The 18149-nt window shown below is 68.9% G+C and carries 16 protein-coding genes and 1 pseudogene; 13 read left to right on the top strand and 4 right to left on the bottom strand.

Annotated elements, in window-relative coordinates; all coding sequences use genetic code 11:
* Together AB0F43_RS38055 and AB0F43_RS38050 are read left to right on the top strand one after the other, a co-directional pair.
* Window positions 1–204: pseudogene (locus AB0F43_RS38055) on the top strand (glycosyltransferase); the annotation flags it as partial.
* Complete coding sequence (locus AB0F43_RS38050) at window positions 201–2480, top strand: hypothetical protein (protein ID WP_360488800.1); 2280 nt, start codon at window positions 201–203, stop codon at window positions 2478–2480. The pseudogene AB0F43_RS38055 and the gene AB0F43_RS38050, both read left to right, overlap by 4 nt.
* Before the next feature lie 77 nt (window positions 2481–2557).
* Here AB0F43_RS38050 and AB0F43_RS38045 read toward each other — a convergent pair whose 3' ends face one another.
* On the bottom strand, window positions 2558–3076 hold the full coding sequence (locus tag AB0F43_RS38045; RefSeq protein WP_360488797.1) for a GNAT family N-acetyltransferase: 519 nt from the start codon (window positions 3074–3076) through the stop codon (window positions 2558–2560).
* Window positions 3077–3142: 66 nt separating this feature from the next.
* Between AB0F43_RS38045 and AB0F43_RS38040 the strand changes: the two genes are divergently transcribed.
* A complete protein-coding gene (locus tag AB0F43_RS38040) occupies window positions 3143–4012 on the top strand; it encodes an alpha/beta hydrolase (protein WP_360488794.1) in 870 nt (289 codons plus the stop codon).
* On the opposite strand, the gene AB0F43_RS38035 is transcribed toward AB0F43_RS38040, so the two are convergent.
* Complete coding sequence (locus tag AB0F43_RS38035) at window positions 3978–4883, bottom strand: RNA polymerase sigma-70 factor (RefSeq protein ID WP_360488792.1); 906 nt, start codon at window positions 4881–4883, stop codon at window positions 3978–3980. The genes AB0F43_RS38040 and AB0F43_RS38035 overlap by 35 nt on opposite strands.
* Window positions 4862–5413, bottom strand: coding sequence for a carboxymuconolactone decarboxylase family protein (locus AB0F43_RS38030; protein ID WP_360488789.1), 552 nt, complete (start codon window positions 5411–5413; stop codon window positions 4862–4864). Before AB0F43_RS38030 ends, AB0F43_RS38035 begins: the two co-directional genes overlap by 22 nt.
* Window positions 5414–5611: 198 nt before the next feature.
* On the opposite strand from AB0F43_RS38030, the gene argC reads away from it, so the two are divergent.
* The 8 genes from argC (at window position 5612) to AB0F43_RS37990 (ending at window position 14192) form a co-directional block, all read left to right on the top strand.
* Window positions 5612–6643, top strand: a complete 1032-nt coding sequence (gene argC, locus AB0F43_RS38025; protein WP_360488787.1) for an N-acetyl-gamma-glutamyl-phosphate reductase — start codon at window positions 5612–5614, stop codon at window positions 6641–6643.
* Complete coding sequence (gene argJ / locus AB0F43_RS38020) at window positions 6640–7842, top strand: bifunctional glutamate N-acetyltransferase/amino-acid acetyltransferase ArgJ (protein WP_360488784.1); 1203 nt, start codon at window positions 6640–6642, stop codon at window positions 7840–7842. The genes argC and argJ overlap by 4 nt, the downstream gene beginning before the upstream one ends.
* Window positions 7839–8726, top strand: a complete 888-nt coding sequence (argB, locus tag AB0F43_RS38015; protein WP_360488781.1) for an acetylglutamate kinase — start codon at window positions 7839–7841, stop codon at window positions 8724–8726. The genes argJ and argB overlap by 4 nt, the downstream gene beginning before the upstream one ends.
* A 109-nt stretch (window positions 8727–8835) precedes the next feature.
* Window positions 8836–10038, top strand: a complete 1203-nt coding sequence (locus AB0F43_RS38010; protein WP_360488778.1) for an acetylornithine transaminase — start codon at window positions 8836–8838, stop codon at window positions 10036–10038.
* Between the two features lie 240 nt (window positions 10039–10278).
* Window positions 10279–11214 (top strand): ornithine carbamoyltransferase, encoded by a 936-nt coding sequence (gene argF, locus AB0F43_RS38005; RefSeq protein WP_360488775.1) that lies wholly within the window; start codon window positions 10279–10281, stop codon window positions 11212–11214.
* A gap of 76 nt (window positions 11215–11290) precedes the next feature.
* Entirely contained in the window at window positions 11291–11800 is a 510-nt protein-coding gene (locus AB0F43_RS38000; protein WP_360488772.1) for an arginine repressor, read from the top strand.
* A 188-nt stretch (window positions 11801–11988) separates the two neighbouring features.
* Window positions 11989–13404: an argininosuccinate lyase gene (argH, locus tag AB0F43_RS37995; protein WP_360488769.1), complete on the top strand. Its 1416-nt coding sequence runs from the start codon at window positions 11989–11991 to the stop codon at window positions 13402–13404.
* A gap of 68 nt (window positions 13405–13472) precedes the next feature.
* On the top strand, window positions 13473–14192 hold the full coding sequence (locus AB0F43_RS37990) for a DNA-3-methyladenine glycosylase (protein WP_360488766.1): 720 nt from the start codon (window positions 13473–13475) through the stop codon (window positions 14190–14192).
* Here AB0F43_RS37990 and AB0F43_RS37985 read toward each other — a convergent pair.
* Window positions 14189–15148: an LLM class flavin-dependent oxidoreductase gene (locus AB0F43_RS37985; RefSeq protein ID WP_360488763.1), complete on the bottom strand. Its 960-nt coding sequence runs from the start codon at window positions 15146–15148 to the stop codon at window positions 14189–14191. The genes AB0F43_RS37990 and AB0F43_RS37985 overlap by 4 nt on opposite strands.
* 120 nt (window positions 15149–15268) lie before the next feature.
* Here AB0F43_RS37985 and AB0F43_RS37980 point away from each other — a divergent pair, with 120 nt between their 5' ends.
* Together AB0F43_RS37980 and tyrS are read left to right on the top strand one after the other, a co-directional pair.
* Window positions 15269–16306, top strand: a complete 1038-nt coding sequence (locus AB0F43_RS37980; protein WP_360488760.1) for a phosphatase domain-containing protein — start codon at window positions 15269–15271, stop codon at window positions 16304–16306.
* Between the two features lie 49 nt (window positions 16307–16355).
* Complete coding sequence (gene tyrS / locus AB0F43_RS37975; RefSeq protein WP_360488757.1) at window positions 16356–17660, top strand: tyrosine--tRNA ligase; 1305 nt, start codon at window positions 16356–16358, stop codon at window positions 17658–17660.
* The last annotated feature ends 489 nt before the right edge of the window (window positions 17661–18149 follow it).

The following is an 18149-nucleotide window of genomic DNA, read 5'->3' as shown; positions in this document are numbered from 1 at the left end:
AAGTTGACCGGTCGGGGTGTTCCGGGGTGGACGTCGACGGTGTTGGCGGTGAGTGTGATCGGGGCGATCCAGTTGTTGTGTCTGGGCCTGCTCGGGGAGTACGTCGCCCGGTTGTTCCAGTCGAGTCAGCGCCGGCCACAGTTCCTCGTCGGGTACGACAGCCTCGAAGACCAAGGGCATCAGGAACCGGCACACCGCAGATGAAGCGGTCACTCCCGTGGCTGCTGCCGTTCGCGGCTGCGGTCCTCGGGCTGACCGCGATCGACGTACCGCCCGGGCCCATCGTCAAGTACGCCGTCTACTTCGCGCTCGCGATCGCTCTCCCCGGCACGCTCCTCATCCGCGCGGCCTGGCGGAGTACGGGCAACTGGGCCGAGGACCTCGGTCTCGGCGCGGTCGTCGGCGCGACCTGGCAGCTGATCGGCTGGGCCGTGTTCACAGCGCTCGGCTGGCAGCGGTGGCTGGTCGTCTGGCCCGCGCTGGTGCTCGTCGCGTTCGCCTCAGTACCACGCCTGCGCAAGCACTGGCGGATCACGCCGCCGGCGCCACTGCCGATGCTGTGGACGTGGGGACTCGCGGTCGCGTCGGCGGTTGCGCTCGGCGCGACGACGCTGGGTGTGATGGCCTTCCACGAGATGCCGCCACAGGGTTCGGCGTACTACCAGGACTTGCTCTACCACCTGTCGATGGTGAACGAGCTGATGCGGGCGGTGCCGCCGGAACTGCCGCAGGTGGCGGGGGAGCGGCTGGAGTATCACTGGTTCGCCAACGCGGATATGGCCGCGGCGGCGGACATCACTCGGCTGACACCGGTCATGGTGCTGTTCCGGCTGTGGCTGCTGCCGTGGCTCGTGGTCGCGCTGCTGGTCTGTGCGACGCTGGCGCGGACGGTCAGCCGTACGTGGTGGACCGGCGTACTCGCGGCTGTCGCACTGGCTGCGCCGCAGCTGTACCTGTTCTTCGACACGAGTGCGAACCTGTCGGCCCCGCTGAGCTTCCTCAGTCCGTCGCAGACGTTCGGCATGGTCGCGTGCGTCGCGGCGGCGGTGCTGCTCATCGACCTGCTGTTCCCCCGTACCGTCCGAACAACTGGAGAGACGTCTCGCCACTTCCTCGGACGTAACGGGGTGGCGGGGTGGGTGGTTGCGGTCGGGGTGGCGGTGCTGGGTGGAGGGTCGAAGCCGACCGTGTTGCCGATTCTGGTCGGGGCAGTGGGGTTGACCGCTCTGGTGCTGCTGGTGCAGACGCGCCGGGTGCCGGTGCGGGCGGTCGTGGCCGGGGTGCTGCTGGTGGCGGCTGGGGTCGGGACGATGCTGACGGTAGCCGGGAGCACGAGCGGCTCGGGGCTGCAGTTCCTCGCCGTACTCAAGTCGAGTGGCGACTACACGGCCGCGACTGGTGACCGGACGCCCGCCGGTGAGGGTGGATTGCTGGTCCCGGCGTTGACCCATGGCGCTGCGGTCGGTGTGCTCGTACTGCTCCTGTTGCTGCTGATCAATCAGGCAACCGCGGTGGTGGGGTTCGGGGTGCTCGGCAAGCTTCGGCACGAGCCGGTCGCGTGGTTCCTGGTTGGTGGGTTGGTCGCGGGCTGGGCGGGTTATCTGCTGATCGACCATCCTTCGGTGAGCGAGTCCTACTTCATCCAGACCGCCATCCCGTTCAGCCTCGCCGCGACCGGCTGGCTGGTCGTGGTGCTCGCTCGTTCCTTCCCGGCGCGGGCCCGGCGGCGCGCGCTGCCCGGCGCGGCAGCCGCTGCGCTTGTGCTCGGTACGAGCTGCGCTGGGGTCCTAATGGTGGCCGATGCGAAACCAGTTGGCTCCCAAGGACATCAGTTACTCCTGGTCGCGCGACCGTTGCTCGCGCTGCTCGGTCTGGCGATCGTGGTGGGCGGGGTCTGGTGGCTGTTACGTCGACCGGCAGGCGCTGGGCTCGTCGTCGTACTGGCTTTGCTGGCTGTGGTGCCGATCAAGTCGTTCGCGCAGAGTGCCGTCCATGGTGACAGTGAGCGGGCGCAGACGTTCACGGCGTCTCGGTGGTGGGTGTATCCGGACGAGGAGTCGGCGGCCTTGTGGCTGCGGAAGCACTCGGCGCCGACCGATGTCGTCGCGGCGAACACCTGGTGCCGGCCGGCCGGCAAACAGACGCCGGGCTGTGATGCGCGCGGCTACATCGTGAGCGGGATCGCGGGGCGCCGTACGTTGATCGAGGGGTGGGCGTACACGAACCAGGCGATGGCCGAGCAAGGGGTCGGCGGGCGGCGGTACACCGAGCAGCCGTCGCCGTGGCCGGAGCGGGTCGCGCTGACGAACCAGGCCCTCGCCGCGCCGACGCCGGACCTGCTCCGGCGACTGCGGGAGGAGTACCACGTGCGCTGGTTGTACGCCGACGCACGCGACGGCACCGTGTCGCCCGCGCTGGACCGGCTGGCGATGTTGCGACACAGCGTCGGTAAGGTCAGGATCTACTACCTCGGAGGGTGATTGGCCCGTAATAGCGAGTCGGCTTAGACCCTTACCTCTACGCTGGCGGCGCTCGCGATGATCTCGCGCCGGTCCCGTTAGAGGTCCTGCACCAGCATGACTTCGTCGCGGTAGTCGTCCGCCGCGACCCGCACCGCGCGGGGATGGCGGCCGACGACCCGATAGCCGAGCGGTTCGTAGAATTTCTCCAGGCCGAGACCGTCGCGGATCGTGAGCTGCAACTGCTCCAGGCCGAGGCCGACGGCCGAATCGCGCAGTCCCTCCATCAACATCCGGCCGGCGCCGTTGCCCTGGTACTGCGGGTGCACCATCACCCGCAGCACAGTGCGCCAATGTGACAGCAGCGGCCTGCCGCGATTCACGAGCAGGCCCATGCCGACGTACCGCTCACCGTTGTGCAGCACCCCGAGCAGATCCAGCCCGGCCGAGACCCGTCCCAGCGCCTCGTCGAGCGTCTCCGCGACCAGCGCCACCGGAGCCGGCGCCGTGAACCCGACCGCGCCACCCGCGTCGGTCGCCGCGATCCACGTGTCCAGCAGATCAGCCCGCAACCCCGCCTCGAGGACCTCGTCCGGCTCCACCACCAGGTACTTCACAACACCTCCACCTGCGACTGAGTTGCAGATAGTCTACGACTGTCGCCGGTGGGTACTGCGTGCTGCATGGCACCCGTCACGCACAAGACAGTCACCGTGGGCGGCGTAGAGATCTTCTACCGCGAAGCCGGCCCGCCCGACGCTCCCGTCGTCCTGCTGCCGCACGGCTATCCGTCGTCGTCGTTCCAGTACCGCGCGCTCATGCCCGCGCTCGCCGACGAGTGGCGCCTGCTGGCGCCGGACTTCCCGGGCTTCGGTTACAGCGAAGCACCGGCCGACTTCGACTACAGCTTCCCCGGGTACGCCGACCTGCTCGACCAGTTCCTCAAGGCGCTCGACGTCGACCGGTTCGCCCTCTACCTGTTCGACTACGGCTCGCAGGTCGGCTTCCAGCTCGCGCTGAAGGACCCGTCGCGCGTCGTCGCGCTGCTCATCCAGAACGGCGACGCCTACGAGGAGACACTCGGGCCGAAGTACGAAGCGCTGAAGGCGTACTGGGCCGACCCGTCGGACGAGCGCCGCGAGGAACTCGCCCGGGCCGTCAGCTTCGAGGGTCTCCGCGAGGAGATCCTGGGTGAGGTCGAGGTCGCCGACCGGATCAGTCCGGACCTCTGGCACCTGGCCTGGCCGCTGATGCGGGAGCATCGCGACATCATGATCGGCTTCTTCGCCGAGATCGCGGACAGCGTCCGGCGCTTCCCGCAGTACCAGGCGTATCTGCGCGAGCACCGGCCGCCGACGCTGATCGTCTGGGGACCGCAGGACGGGTACATGCCGGCAGAGTCCGCCCGCGCGTACCTGGCCGACGTACCGGATGCCGAACTGCACCTGTTCGACGACGGTGGTCACTGGTTGCTCGAGACGCACCTCGACCAGGTGGTGGCCCGGATCCGGCCGTTCCTCAGCCGAGTTCGTGCCGGGACGGGACCGTGGTGAGCTTGTCCGGGTTGCGGATCAGGTAGAGGCCGCTGATCCGGCCCTCGGTGCTCTCCAGGAACGTGACCGTGTCCGGCTCCTCGTCGTAGTACGCGATGAACGCGGTCTCGCCGTTCAGCGTGGCGACCCGCATCTCGAAGTCCGGGTTCTCCGCGATCACGGCGAACAGCCAGCGCGCGATCTTGTCGGCGCCGTGGATCGGCCGGAGCGCGGCCTTCTTCTTGCCGCCGCCGTCGCTGATCAGCACCGCGTCTGGTGCGAGCAGCGAGACCACCTGGTCGAAGTCGCCGGAGCCGGCCGCCGCCATGAACCGCATCGTCAGCTCGTTGTGCCGCTCCTTGTCCACGTGGTGCCGGGGCTGCCGCGCGTGCACGTGCTCGCGGGCCCGGTGCGCCAGCTGCCGTACGGCGGACTCCGACCGGCCGAGCGTGGCCGCGATCTCGTCGTACGGGAGATCGAACACCTCGCGCAGCACGAAGGTGGCGCGCTCGAGGGGTGACAGCGTCTCGAGTACGACGAGCATCGCCATGCTCACCGAGTCCGCCAGCTCGACCGCGGCGGCGGGGTCGTCGTCGGAGGTGATCGGTTCAGGCAGCCAGGGACCGACGTACTCCTCCCGGCGTGATTTCTGCTGGCGCAGCTTGTTGAGCGCGAGCCGGGTGGTGATCCGGATCAGGTACGCGCGCGGGTCGCGAACCTCCTCGTGGTCGACCGCGGCCCAGCGCAACCAGGCTTCCTGGACCACGTCCTCGGCATCCGTGACACTGCCGACCACCCGGTACGCCGCGCCGACCAGTACCGCGCGGTGCTGGTCGAACTCACGCCCCAGCTGCTCATCCGCCTCGTCGGTCACGCCGGCCTCAGCTCGCACGTTTCCTTGAAGCCCTGGCTGGTGAGGCCCAGCGCGGCGTAGGTGCGGGAGCGGTAGTTCTCCAGCGCGACCCAGGCGGTGAGCTCGACCAGTTGCTCGTCGGTCAGGTCCTGACGCAGCCGCTCGACCTGCTCGTCGGTGACCGTCGGCGGGGTGGCCGTCATCGCCTCGGTGTACTCCATCACCGCGCGCTCCAGATCCGTGTAGGTGTCACTGTCCCGCCACCCTGGCACATCGCGCAGCTTCTTCGGATCGACACCCTGGTGGTGGAACTCCCAGTAGCCGAAATCAATACACCAGCTGCACCCGATCTGCGCCGACGACACCATCACCGCGAGCGCCTTGAGCGTCGGGTCGAGCTTGTTCCACCGGGCCGCCGACCCCTCCAGCAGCATCATCGACACCAGCACCCGCCGGTTGTGCAGCGCCGCCTGCCCCGGGTCCAGCACCTTCCCGAACTTCCGCCGGCTGCCCCACTCCGCCAGCCGGACGAACCAAGTCCGTTTGTGCACCAATGCGATCCGAGCCATCACAACCTCCAGTAGTCCGTCGTCCCCCTCTCGGACACGCCCCGCGACGCCTGCTGTGACATGACGTGGCTCACACCCGGGTGGTCGGCCATCAGGACGCGGGAGCCTCAGTGGTTCTGCCCGGTCAGAGTGGGTAGTTGACCTGCGGCGGACCAGTGGATCTTGGATATTTTTCCAAGGCATGGCATACTCATTCATATGAGTGTGAAGGTGGCCGTGGCCGGAGCCAGCGGATATGCGGGGGGTGAGCTGCTTCGGCTGCTGAGTGCGCATCCCGAGGTCGAGGTCGGCGCGCTCACCGCCGGAGGGAATGCCGGCACGCCGCTCGGGCAGCACCATCCACATCTCGTGCCACTGGCCGGGCGCACCCTGGTCGAGACCACGGCGGAGAATCTCGCCGGTCACGACGTGGTGTTCCTGGCCCTTCCGCACGGGCAGTCCGCCGGAATCGCCGAGCAACTCGGCGAGGACGTCACCGTGATCGACTGCGGCGCGGACTTCCGGCTGACCGAGGCCGAGGTGTGGACCGAGTTCTACGGTGGCGAGCACGCCGGCTCCTGGCCGTACGGTCTGCCCGAGCTCCCCGGCCAGCGGGAGAAGCTGCGCGGTACTAATCGGGTCGCCGTACCAGGCTGTTACCCCACAGTCTCCACCCTCGCCCTGCTGCCCGCCGTACAGGACGGTCTGGTCGATCCGAGCCAGCTGGTGGTCGTCGCGGTGAGTGGTACGTCGGGCGCCGGCAAGGCGCCCAAGCCGCACCTGCTCGGCGCCGAGGTGATGGGCTCGGCCTCCGCGTACGGCGTCGGCGGCGTCCACCGCCACACCCCGGAGATCGAGCAGAACCTCGCGCCGTACGCCGACCAGCCGGTGAGCGTCTCGTTCACCCCGGTGCTCGTGCCGATGTCGCGTGGCATTCTCGCCACCTGCAGCGCGCCGATTGCCGAAAGCACCGACCTCGCGGCACTGCGGAAGGCCTACGAGGACGCCTACCGCAACGAGCCGTTCGTGCACGTGCTGCCCGAGGGGCAGTGGCCGCAGACACAGGCCACCCTCGGCGCGAACACCGTGCAGCTTCAGCTCGCCCTCGACCAGCGCACCGGCCGCGCCGTCATCGTGGCCGCGATGGACAACCTCACCAAGGGCACCGCCGGCGCAGCCGTGCAGTGCATGAACCTGGCCACCGGGCTCGACGAGACCCTGGCCCTGCCCCTCGTAGGAGTCGCACCGTGACCATCGCTGTCACCCCCAGCACCCAAGTCGATCGGAGCGCCGGGGTCACCGCGCCGGCCGGCTTCCGTGCGGCCGGGGTGATCGCGGGGATCAAACCGGCCGGCACACCGGACCTCACCGTCGTCGTCAACGACGGCCCGCAGGACGTCGCCGCCGGCGTCTTCACCACCAACAAGGTGAAGGCCGCCCCGGTCCTGTGGTCCCAGCAGGTTCTTACCGCCGGTAAGTTGAAGGCCGTCGTGCTCAACTCCGGCGGAGCGAACGCCTGCACCGGGCCGGAAGGCTTCCAGGACACGCACAAGACCGCCGAGAAGCTGGCCGAGGTGCTCGGCGTCGGCGCGGCCGAGATCGGGGTCTGCTCGACCGGCCTGATCGGCGAGCGGCTGCCGATGGACAAGCTGATCCCCGGTATCGACACGGCGGTGGATGCTCTGGGCGACGGGCCCGAGCACGGCTTGGCCGCGGCCACGGCGGTGATGACCACCGACAACGTGCCGAAGCAGGCTGTGCTCACCCACCCGGACGGCTGGAGCATCGGCGGGTTCGCCAAAGGCGCCGGTATGTGCGCGCCGAACATGGCGACGATGCTCAGCGTCATCACGACGGACGCCGTACTGGATCAGCCGCACCTCGACCACGCGCTGCGCAACGCGGTCGGCAAGACCTTCAACCGCCTCGATGTCGACGGCGGTACGTCGACCAACGACACCGTGCTCCTGCTCAGCTCGGGCGCATCCGGCGTGGCTGTCGGAGCCGACGAGTTCGAGGCCGCACTGACCACGCTGGCTGCTGACCTGGTGAAGCAGCTGCAGGCCGACGCCGAGGGCGTCACCAAGCATGTCAGCATCACGGTCAACGGCGCGGCCACCGAGGCGGAAGCGGTCGCGGCCGCCAAGATCGTTGCCGAGGACAATCTCTGCAAGACGGCCTTCTTCGCCTCCGACCCGAACTGGGGCCGGATCGCGATGGCGGTCGGCAACGCGCCCACCGCGTTCGACCCGTCGCTGCTCGACATCACGTTGAACGGGGCACCGATCTGCGTGGCCGGAGGCAAGGGCGTCGACCGCTCCGAGGCCGACCTGAGTGGTCCGGAGATCGACGTGGTGATCGACCTGCACGCGGGCCCGGCGTCCGCGACAGTCCTCACGACCGACCTGTCGCACGCGTACGTCGAAGAGAACTCGGCGTACTCGTCATGAGTCTTACTGCGAGTCACGCACAGGCGGTCGAGAAGGCTGCGGTACTGACCGAAGCGCTGCCCTGGCTGAAGCAGTTCCATGGCAAGACCGTCGTGGTGAAGTACGGCGGCAACGCCATGGTGGACGAGGAGCTCAAGCGCGCGTTCGCCGAGGACATCGTCTTTCTCCGGTACGCCGGAGTCCGGGTCGTCGTCGTGCACGGCGGCGGGCCGCAGATCAGCGACATGCTCGGCCGGCTCGGTATCGACAGCGAGTTCCGCGGCGGCCTGCGGGTCACCACGCCCGAGGCGATGGACGTCGTCGGGATGGTCCTGGTCGGAAAGGTCGGCCGCGAGCTGGTCGGCCTGCTGAACGCGCACGGCCCGTTCGCGGTCGGCATGTCCGGTGAGGACGCCGGCCTGTTCACCGCTGAGCGCCGTACGGCGATGGTGGACGGCGAGTCGGTCGACATCGGGCTGGTCGGCGACGTGGTCGACGTGCGGCCGGAGGCGGTCATCGACCTGATCGACGCGGGCAGGATCCCGGTGGTGTCGACGATCGCGCCGGACGAGGACGGCCAGGCGCACAACGTCAACGCGGACACCGCGGCGGCCGCGCTGGCGGTCGCGCTCGGTGCCGAGAAACTCGTGGTGCTGACCGACGTGGCCGGGTTGTACCGGAACTGGCCGGACAGCGACGAGATCATCACCCAGATCGACGCCGCCGAACTGGCCGAGCTGCTGCCGTCGCTCGCGTCCGGGATGGTGCCGAAGATGGAGGCCTGCCTGCGGGCGGTCGAGTCGGGCGTGTCCCGGGCGACCGTGATCGACGGGCGAGTACCGCACTCGCTGCTGCTGGAAATCTTCACCGACGCCGGAAGCGGAACCCAGGTGATCCCATGTTGAATTGCCGCGCCTCCGGCACGGCGGGGTCATGGGGCTTTGACTCCCGCCCTTCCCTCGTCACTCCAGTCGCTTCGCTCCCTACGCTCCTCAGTCCAGGCCGGGAGGCCCCATGACCGAACTGGTAACGGTTGACGGCACGCAGTCCGCGTTGACCGAGCGGTACTCGTCGGCGTTGATGAACACCTTCGGCGCACCGAAGCGGGTGCTGGTGCGCGGCGAGGGTGCGTACCTGTGGGATGCGGACGGCAACAAGTACCTGGACCTGCTCGGCGGGCTCGCGGTCAACTGCCTCGGCCACGCGCACCCGTTCGTGGTGTCCGCGGTGACCAGCCAGCTGGCCACTCTCGGGCACGTCTCGAACTTCTTCGCCTCCGCACCGCAGATCGCGCTGGCCGAGAAGCTGCTCGGCCTCTTCGAGGTCCCGGGCAAGGTGTTCTTCACCAACTCCGGCACCGAGGCGAACGAGGCCGCGTTCAAGATCACCCGGCGGACCGGCCGGACCAAGATCGTCTCCACCGTCGGCGCCTTCCACGGCCGCTCGATGGGCGCGCTCGCGGTGACGTGGAAACCGGCGTACCGGGAGCTGTTCGCCCCGCTCCCCGGCGACGTCACCTTCGTCCCGTACGGCGATGCCGACGCGCTGGCCGCGGCGGTCGACGACGAGACGGCGGCCGTCGTACTGGAGCCGATCCAGGGGGAGAACGGCGTCGTCGTACCGCCGGCCGGGTATCTCCAGGCGGCCCGGCGGATCACCTCCGAGCACGGTGCGCTGCTGTGGATCGACGAGATCCAGACCGGGATCGGCCGGACCGGGACGTGGTTCGCCTTCGAGACCGAAGGGATCACGCCGGATCTGGTGACCGTTGCCAAGGGCCTGGGCGCGGGAATCCCGATCGGCGCCTGTATCGGGCTGGGCGCGGCCGCGGACCTGTTGCAGTTGGGCAACCACGGCACGACGTTCGGCGGCAACCCGGTCGCCGCGATCGCCGGCCTCGCCGTCCTGACGGTGATCGAGCGGGACGGGCTGCTGGCCCAGGTGAATGCTGTCGGCAACCACCTCGCCTCGTCGATCATCGCCCTCGACCATCCGTTGATCACCGGGGTGCGCGGCCGCGGCCTGCTGCTGGCGATCGAGCTGGCCAAGCCGGTGTCCGACCAGGTGGCCGCGCTCGCGCTGGAGGCCGGGTTCGTGGTGAACAACCCGATTCCGAACGCGTTGCGGCTGGCGCCGCCGTACATCCTGAGCAAGGCTGATGCCGACCGTTTCGTCGCGGCCCTCCCGGGCCTACTCGACCAGGTGGAGGCCCCATGACGGTGCTTTTGGCCGGGCCTTCGGCGCCGGCGGGGTCATGGGGCTTTGACTCCCGCCCTTCCCTCGCCACTCCAGTCGCTTCGCTCCCTACGCTCCTCAGTCCAGGCCGGGAGGCCCCATGACGGTGCTTTTGGCCGGGCCTTCGGCGCCGGCGGGGTCATGGGGCTTTGACTCCCGCCCTTCCCTCGTCACTCCAGTCGCTTCGCTCCCTACGCTCCTCAGTCCAGGCCGGGAGGCCCCATGACGCCACGACACTTCTTGCGGGATGACGACCTCAGCCCGGTCGAGCAGGACGAGGTCCTGACGCTGGCGCAGCAGCTGGCCGGGGACCGGTTCGGGCATCAGCCGCTGGCCGGGCCGAAGACGGTCGCGGTGATCTTCGACAAGACGTCGACCCGGACCCGGATCTCGTTCGCGGTCGGGATCGCCGAGCTGGGCGGCGTACCGCTGATCATCGACGCGCAGACGTCGCAGATGGGCCGCGGCGAGCCGATCGCGGACACCGCGCGGGTGCTCGACCGGCAGGTCGCGGCGATCGTGTGGCGGACGTCCGCGCAGACCCGGATCGACGAGATGGCCGCGGCCTCCCGGGTGCCGGTGGTGAACGCGCTGACCGACGAGTTCCACCCGTGCCAGATCCTCGCCGACCTGTTGACCGTCCGGCAGCACAAGGGTTCGACCGCCGGACTGAAGCTGGTGTACCTCGGCGACGGTGCGAACAACATGGCCCACTCGTACCTGCTCGGTGGTGTGACCGCCGGGATGCATGTGGTGGTGGCGTCGCCGTCCGAGTATCAGCCGGATCCCGCCGTCCTGGAGAGGGCCGCGGCGATCGCGACCGAGACAGGTGGCTCGGCCGCGTGGACCGCGGATGCTCTGGAAGCCGTCGACGGTGCCGATGTCGTTGCCACCGACACCTGGGTGTCGATGGGGCAGGAGGCCGAGGCATCGTTGCGGGAGGCACCGTTCGTCCCGTATGCGGTGACCGAGCAACTGATGTCCAAGGCAAGCGCCGACGCGATCGTGCTGCACTGCCTGCCGGCGTACCGGGGCAAGGAGATCGAGGCGGCCGTGATCGACGGTCCGCAGTCGGTCGTCTGGGACGAAGCGGAGAACCGGCTCCACGCGCAGAAGGCCCTACTGTCGTGGCTGCTGGCAAGGAACTTCAGCTCATGAACGAGCGGAGCGAGTTCATCATCAAGCACAGCGTATTTTGTGCCTCATCCGCGCCCGGAGTGAAGCGAGGACGTGGATGAGCATCGCGGTTCCTACCACGAAGACCGCGCGTCAGCAGCGCATCGTCGACCTGCTCGGGCGGCAGCCGGTGCGGTCGCAGACCGAGCTCGCCGACCTGCTCGCGGCCTCCGGGCTCGTCGTCGGGCAGGCGACGCTGTCGCGCGATCTGGTCGAGATCGGCGCGGTGAAGGTGCGCGACTCGTCCGGACAGCTGGTGTACGCCGTACCAGGAGAAGGCGGTGACCGTACGCCGCGAGCCGGTGAAGCCGCCGCCTTCGAGGCCCGCCTGGCCCGCGTGGCGTCCGAGCTGCTCGTGTCGGCCGAGGGGAGCGCCAACCTGGTCATCCTGCGAACCCCGCCGGGTGCGGCCCAGTACTTCGCGTCGGCGATCGACCACGTGGGACTGGACGACGTACTCGGCACTATCGCCGGCGACGACACCGTCATGGTCGTCTCCCGCAACCCGACCGGCGGCCCCGCCCTGGCCACCCGCTTCCTGTCCCTGGCCGCTCGCGAACCGAAGTAGCGAACGCTCACGCCGGGATGCGCCAAGTTCGGCGCTCGCCGAACTGCCGGCCGTCGAACGCGAACGAATGGTTCCGTCCCGCCGGGACAGCGAGGTCAAGGTGCGGATGTCGCTCAGCCGCACGTACGACCCAAAGACGGCCGCGACCTGGCGGAAGGCCTTCCCGAAGTGATTGAGAGGATGTTGGCGTGAGTTCTGGTGAGAGTGCGACCCTGTGGGGTAGCCGCTTCGCGGATGGACCGGCGGATGCCCTGGCGGCGCTGAGCAAGTCGACACAGTTCGACTGGCGGCTGGCGCCGTACGACATCGCCGGCTCGAAGGCGCACGCGAAGGTGCTGCACCGAGCGGGGCTACTGACCGACGACGACCTCGCCGCGATGCTGACCGGGCTGGACGGGCTGCTGGACGACGTACTGGCCGGGAGGTTCCTGCCCGCCGAGGGTGACGAGGACGTGCACACGGCGCTGGAGCGCGGTCTGCTCGACCGGCTCGGTGCCGAGCTCGGCGGACGGCTGCGGGCCGGCCGGTCCCGCAACGACCAGGTCGCCACACTGTTCAAGGGCTACCTGCGCGCGCACGGCCGGATCATCAGCCGGCTCGTGCTGGACCAGGTCAACATCCTGGCCGAGCAGGCGGAGAAGCACCTCGGTGTCGCGATGCCGGGCCGGACCCACCTGCAGCACGCGCAGCCGGTCCTGCTGTCACACCACCTGCTCGCTCACGCCTGGCCGCTGATCCGCGACCTCGACCGGCTCGCCGACTGGGACGCCCGCGTCGCCGCGGACTCGCCGTACGGATCGGGAGCCCTGGCCGGCAGCTCGCTCGGCCTGGACCCGCAGTACGTCGCGGTCGAGCTCGGCTTCACCGACTCCTCGGCGAACTCGATCGACGGGACGTCGGCACGCGACTTCGTCGCGGAGTTCGCGTTCGTCACCGCGCAGATCGGCGTCGACCTGTCCCGGCAGGCCGAGGAGGTGATCATCTGGGCGACGAAGGAGTTCGGGTTCGTCGAGTTGGACGACGCGTTCTCGACCGGGTCGAGCATCATGCCGCAGAAGAAGAACCCGGACATCGCCGAGCTGGCTCGCGGCAAGGCCGGCCGGCTGATCGGCAACCTGAGCGGCCTGCTGGCGACGCTGAAGGCGCAGCCGCTGGCGTACAACCGAGACCTGCAGGAGGACAAGGAACCGGTTTTCGACTCCATCGACACCCTCGAGGTGCTGCTGCCGGCGTTCACCGGAATGATCCGGACGCTGCGCTTCAACACGGCGCGGCTGGCGGAGCTGGCGCCGCAGGGGTTCTCGCTCGCCACCGACATCGCGGAGTGGCTGGTCCGGCAGAAGGTGCCGTTCCGGGTCGCCCACGAGCTCGCCGGTGCGTGCGTCCAGGAGTGCGAGAAGCGCGGTATCGAGCTGTGGGATCTCATGGACGAGGAGCTGGCCGCGATCTCGCCGTCGCTGACGCCGGACGTCCGCTCGGTGCTGACGGTCGAGGGGTCGCTGGCGTCCCGCAACACCCGCGGCGGTACGGCGGGGGAGCGGGTGGCCGAGCAGCTGAGTGAGCTCCGGGCGCGCGCCGCCGCCCACGCGGACCGCCTGGGCTGATCGCTCGGATTGCTCGCCTGGGCTGGGGCTCGCTCGGGTGCGGGCGGGGTTCGCTTAGGGTGCTGCGCATGCCTGTACGCCGCCCGCTGCTCGCGGGTCCCGTCCTCGACGTGGCTCCGAAGCTCCTCGGCATGGTCCTGCGCAGCACCACCGACGAGGGCACAGTCGCCGTACGCCTGACCGAGGTCGAGGCGTACGACGGCCCGAACGACCCCGGCTCGCATGCGTACCGCGGCCAGACGGCCCGCAACGCGGTGATGTTCGGCCCACCTGGCTTCTTGTACGTGTACTTCACCTACGGCATGCACTTCTGCATGAACATCAGCGCCGGCCCGGACGGACAGCCCTCGGCCATCCTCCTCCGGGCCGGCGAGATCGTCGAAGGCCTCGACCTCGCCCGTGCCCGCCGCCTTCCCCCCACCGCCTCCGGCACGTTCAACCAGTCCGCGAGCACGACGAACGGCGCCGCGGCGGCCGGGGTTCGATCGGGTGGCGTGCTGCCGGGGCCGGTTGCCAGGCGGGCGAACGGGAACGCGGACCGCGACCTCGCCCGCGGTCCGGCCCGGATGTGCGTTGCTCTCGGCATCGGCCGGGACGACAACGGCGCCGACCTGCTCTCCAAGTCCTCCCACGTCCAGCTGCTCCCCGGGCCAGGCTTCGACGGCGAACCGGCCACCGGGCCACGCGTCGGCCTGCGCGAAGCCGCCGACCGCCCGTGGCGCTTCTGGATCCCGGGCGACCCGACGGTTTCGCCGTACCGCCCACACGTCCCCAAACGCCGCGCCTAGCGGTTGGCCAGCTCCAGCACGTGGTCCAGCTGCGGCAGCCCGTGCTCCACCTCGGGATCCGGGAACAGCCCGATGTGGTGCACCCCGGCTGCCTCGAGCGCCTCGATGTGCGCCGCCGCGTCGTCGAGCGTGCCGACCGCACCGATCTCCGTCCACCAATCGACCGGCATCCCGACGAGTCCCTCCACGCCCGAGTCGCCGTACACCTTCTTCATGTCGTCGAAGAACGGCAGCGCCGTCAGCCCTGGGTGGTTGTCGTCGATCCGCGCGGCGAGCCACGGCGCGGTCCACTCGTACGCCGCCTTGCGGTCCTCGCGCACGCAGAACGCACTGAACACCGCGACCACGAAGCCTTCGGGTGATCCGGCGTACTCGATCGACTGCCGCACGTACGACGGAGTGGCCGGCTCGGAGAGCACGAGCCCGCCACCGACGCGCCCGGCCAGCGCCATCGACTTCGGACCCATCACCCCGAGCAGAATCGGCGGCGCCTCCGCCGGCGGCGCGTCGAGCTTCACGTCCTGCAAGTAGACGGTCTTGCCCTCGACACTCACGTTCTCGCCGGCGAGCAGCCGGGTGACCGCGGTGGTGACCTCCTCCAGCGCGGTCAGCGGTGACTTCGGCCGGACACCCATCTGGCCCATCCACTCCTGCACGCCGTGACCGATACCGGGCAGGAACCGGCCGGGCGCGAGCGCGTCCAGAGTGGCGAACTCCATCGCGGTGACGGCGGCGGTCCGGGCGACCGCGGGCACGATGCCGAGACCGACCGTGAGGCGCTCGGTCGAGGTGAGGGCGGCGGACACCAGTGACGGTCCGGCCGTGTAGAAGCAGTCCTCGATGATCCACAACTCGTCCGCACCGCCTTGGTCCAGGCGGCGGGCAACGTCGGTCACCAGGGCGGCGGGGTAGGTGCGCGGGAAGCACATCCCGAGAGCGGCAGAGGTCTGTGTCATGCGTAGACCGTAGAGGCCGCCGCCGACAGTTCTCAAAGGAGTTCCGGCAGTTCGGTAAAGGTCTTCCCAGGGTGTGGGTCAGCAGGCGTAGCGGCCCCTGCGCCGGGTAGGTTTCGGACTATGGCCCGTCCGCACTACGCGTCCCGTCTCGAGGACTGGTTCAACATCGGAGTGCAGGCGATCCTGCGGCGTCGCGGGTGGCGGGAGCGGATCATCCCGCACGTCGGCTACGGCACCACCCAGTTCGTCCGGGTGATGGCCCGCGTCGTACTGAGCCGGGACCCGCGCAGCCAACCGCGGTACGACGAGGATCAGGTGGTGCGCGGCTGGCGGGTCTTCGTCACGGCACCGGCGACCAAGGTGAAGGTGACGGTCACCATCAGCGGGCAGACGTTCGAGGCCCTGACCGACCGCGGCGGCTTCGTCGACCTCACTGCACCGGTCGTGCTGCCACCGGGCTGGCACGAGATCAACCTTGGTGTGCACGGCGAGCGAGAGGCCCGTGCTCGCGTGTACGTCCCCGACCCGGACGCGACTCTCGGTCTGGTCAGCGACATCGACGACACGGTGATGCTGACGATGCTGCCGCGTCCACTGATCGCGGCCTGGAACACCTTCGTCCGGGACGAGCAGGCGCGTCGCGTCGTACCAGGCATGGCAGAGCTGTATGCCGAGCTCCTGGCAGACCACCCGGGTGCGCCGATCTTCTACCTGTCCACAGGGGCCTGGAACACGGCACCCACGCTGACCCGCTTCCTGGCGCGGCACGGGTACCCGGCCGGCCCGCTGCTGCTCACGGACTGGGGGCCGACGAACACCGGGTGGTTCCGCAGCGGGCAGGAGCACAAGCGCACGGTGCTACGCCGGCTTGCGGCGGAGTTCCCGAACGTCCGGTGGGTGCTGATCGGTGACGACGGCCAGCACGATCCCCAGCTGTACGGCGACTTCGCACAGACGCACCCGGATCACGTTCGGGCCATCGGCATCCGCCAGCTGACGCCGGCCGAGCAGGTCCTGTCGCACGGTCTCCCGGTGCCGAACCCGGACCCAGGTGCCCACGACCCGCACCGGCCGACCGCTGCCACAGTCCACGCACCTGACGGTCACGCACTGCGGCCGCAACTCAAGGCCGTCCTGACCCGCCCGGACCCCACATAGTCCCCATACAGGACACTTGGAGCTGACCGACGTACTCGAGGAGAGACAAGTGACCGACAGCGGGACCGAAAGCCGCACCCAGGTGCTCGACGACCTGGAGAACCGCGGCCTGATCGCGCACTCCACCGATCCCGACGCCCTGCGGGCCGCGATGGCGGCCGGACCGATCACCTCCTATGTCGGCTTCGACCCGACCGCGCCGAGCCTGCACATGGGCAACCTGCTGCAACTGCTGACGCTGCGCCGCCTCCAGTTGGCCGGCCACAACCCGATCGGACTGGTCGGTGGTGCCACCGGTCTGATCGGCGACCCCAAGGAGAGCTCCGAGCGGGTACTGAACCCGAAGGATGTAGTCCAGCAATGGGTCGAGAAGGTGCGCGGCCAGGTGGAGAAGTTCATCGACTTCGACCCGGCCCTGCCGAACCCTGGTCGCATCGTCAACAACTACGACTGGACCAAGGACCTCAACACTCTCGACTTCCTCCGGGACATCGGCAAGCACTTCCCGGTGAACCGGATGCTCGGCCGTGAGGTCGTCAAAGCCCGGCTGGAGCAGGGGATCAGCTACACGGAGTTCAGCTACGTGCTGCTGCAGTCACTGGACTACCTGGAGCTGTACCGCCGCTACAACTGCACGCTGCAGACAGGTGGCAGCGACCAGTGGGGCAACCTCACCGCCGGCGCGGAGCTCATCCGCCGTACCGAAGGCGGCAAAGCACATGCCCTGGCTACGCCACTGGTGACCAAGGCCGACGGCACGAAGTTCGGTAAGACCGAGTCCGGCACTGTGTGGCTGGACCGTGAGCTGACATCGCCGTACGCCTTCTACCAGTTCTGGTTCAACACCGACGACCGCGACGTGATGCAGTTGGTGCGGTTCTACACGTTCCGGACACCGGAGGAGATCGCCGCACTCGAGCAGGCGACCGCGGAACGCCCCCACGCACGTGAGGCCCAGCGACTGCTCGCCGAGGACATCACCACGTTGGTCCATGGCGAAGAGGAGACCAGGAGAGTACAGGAGGCGTCCAAGGCGCTCTTCGGCCAGGGGGAGCTGGCCTCCCTCGACGGCTTCACACTGGTCGCCGCACTCCGCGAAGCACCCCATGTCGAACTCGGCGCCGGCGAACCGATGCCGACGTACGGCGACCTGCTGGTGAAGTCCGGTCTGGTCGCCAGCAAGTCGGCGGCGCGCAGGACGGTGGCCGAAGGCGGTGGCTACCTGAACAACGAGAAGGTCAAGGACGCCGAGTACGTGCCGGGGGCCGACGATCTGCTGCCGGGTGGAGTGCTGGTGCTGCGGCGCGGAAAGCGTTCGTTCGCAGGGGTCCTGGCCTCCCAGACACAGGGCTGACGGCCTGGGCTCCACTCCCACACAGTGGCTGCCGGGAGCAAATTACAGCCGTGTGATCCAGCCCACCGGGAGCCGATTTGACCGTCCACCCGGAAGCCACGTAATGTTCTTCTTGTTGGAGCGAGGCGCGGGACGCGAAAGCGGCCGGTCGCTCCGAACCCCCCAAGGCTAGCTGAGCCGAACCGCGTCGTCTGACTCGGGGCGGTAGCTGAAGCGCGGGGCGGAGAGACAGAAAATCGGGTCTTGACTCGGTGGATCTGCTCCGGTACAGTAACGCAGGTTGCCCCGGGATCTTGGCCGAAAGGTCTGGATCCGGTGTGCGTCCGATTCTTGAGAACTCAACAGCGTGCCGAAAGTCAATGCCGAAAGATGCATTAACCCCGTCCGCGGGCATTGAATGATTTGTCGCATCCTTGCTTGATGGTTTGGGTGTGGTGGTTGTTTGTTGTCTGTGGCGGATTCCTTTGAAGTATTTTTTGATTCAAGTCA

Origin of the sequence: Kribbella sp. NPDC023972, assembly GCF_040639075.1 — a bacterium.
Classification (GTDB): Bacteria; Actinomycetota; Actinomycetes; order Propionibacteriales; family Kribbellaceae; genus Kribbella.
This window is presented reverse-complemented; position numbering and strand designations above follow the sequence as displayed.

Excerpts from the sequence above, each read along its gene's own strand:
- AB0F43_RS38050 (WP_360488800.1), top strand. The coding sequence starts at position 201 with ATGAAGCGGTCACTCCCGTGGCTGCTGCCGTTCGCGGCTGCGGTCCTC.
- AB0F43_RS38040 (WP_360488794.1), top strand. The coding sequence starts at position 3,143 with ATGGCACCCGTCACGCACAAGACAGTCACCGTGGGCGGCGTAGAGATC.
- AB0F43_RS38030 (WP_360488789.1), bottom strand. The coding sequence starts at position 5,413 with ATGGCTCGGATCGCATTGGTGCACAAACGGACTTGGTTCGTCCGGCTG.
- argC (WP_360488787.1), top strand. The coding sequence starts at position 5,612 with ATGAGTGTGAAGGTGGCCGTGGCCGGAGCCAGCGGATATGCGGGGGGT.
- argB (WP_360488781.1), top strand. The coding sequence starts at position 7,839 with ATGAGTCTTACTGCGAGTCACGCACAGGCGGTCGAGAAGGCTGCGGTA.
- AB0F43_RS38010 (WP_360488778.1), top strand. The coding sequence starts at position 8,836 with ATGACCGAACTGGTAACGGTTGACGGCACGCAGTCCGCGTTGACCGAG.
- argF (WP_360488775.1), top strand. The coding sequence starts at position 10,279 with ATGACGCCACGACACTTCTTGCGGGATGACGACCTCAGCCCGGTCGAG.
- AB0F43_RS38000 (WP_360488772.1), top strand. The coding sequence starts at position 11,291 with ATGAGCATCGCGGTTCCTACCACGAAGACCGCGCGTCAGCAGCGCATC.
- AB0F43_RS37990 (WP_360488766.1), top strand. The coding sequence starts at position 13,473 with ATGCCTGTACGCCGCCCGCTGCTCGCGGGTCCCGTCCTCGACGTGGCT.
- AB0F43_RS37985 (WP_360488763.1), bottom strand. The coding sequence starts at position 15,148 with ATGACACAGACCTCTGCCGCTCTCGGGATGTGCTTCCCGCGCACCTAC.
- AB0F43_RS37980 (WP_360488760.1), top strand. The coding sequence starts at position 15,269 with ATGGCCCGTCCGCACTACGCGTCCCGTCTCGAGGACTGGTTCAACATC.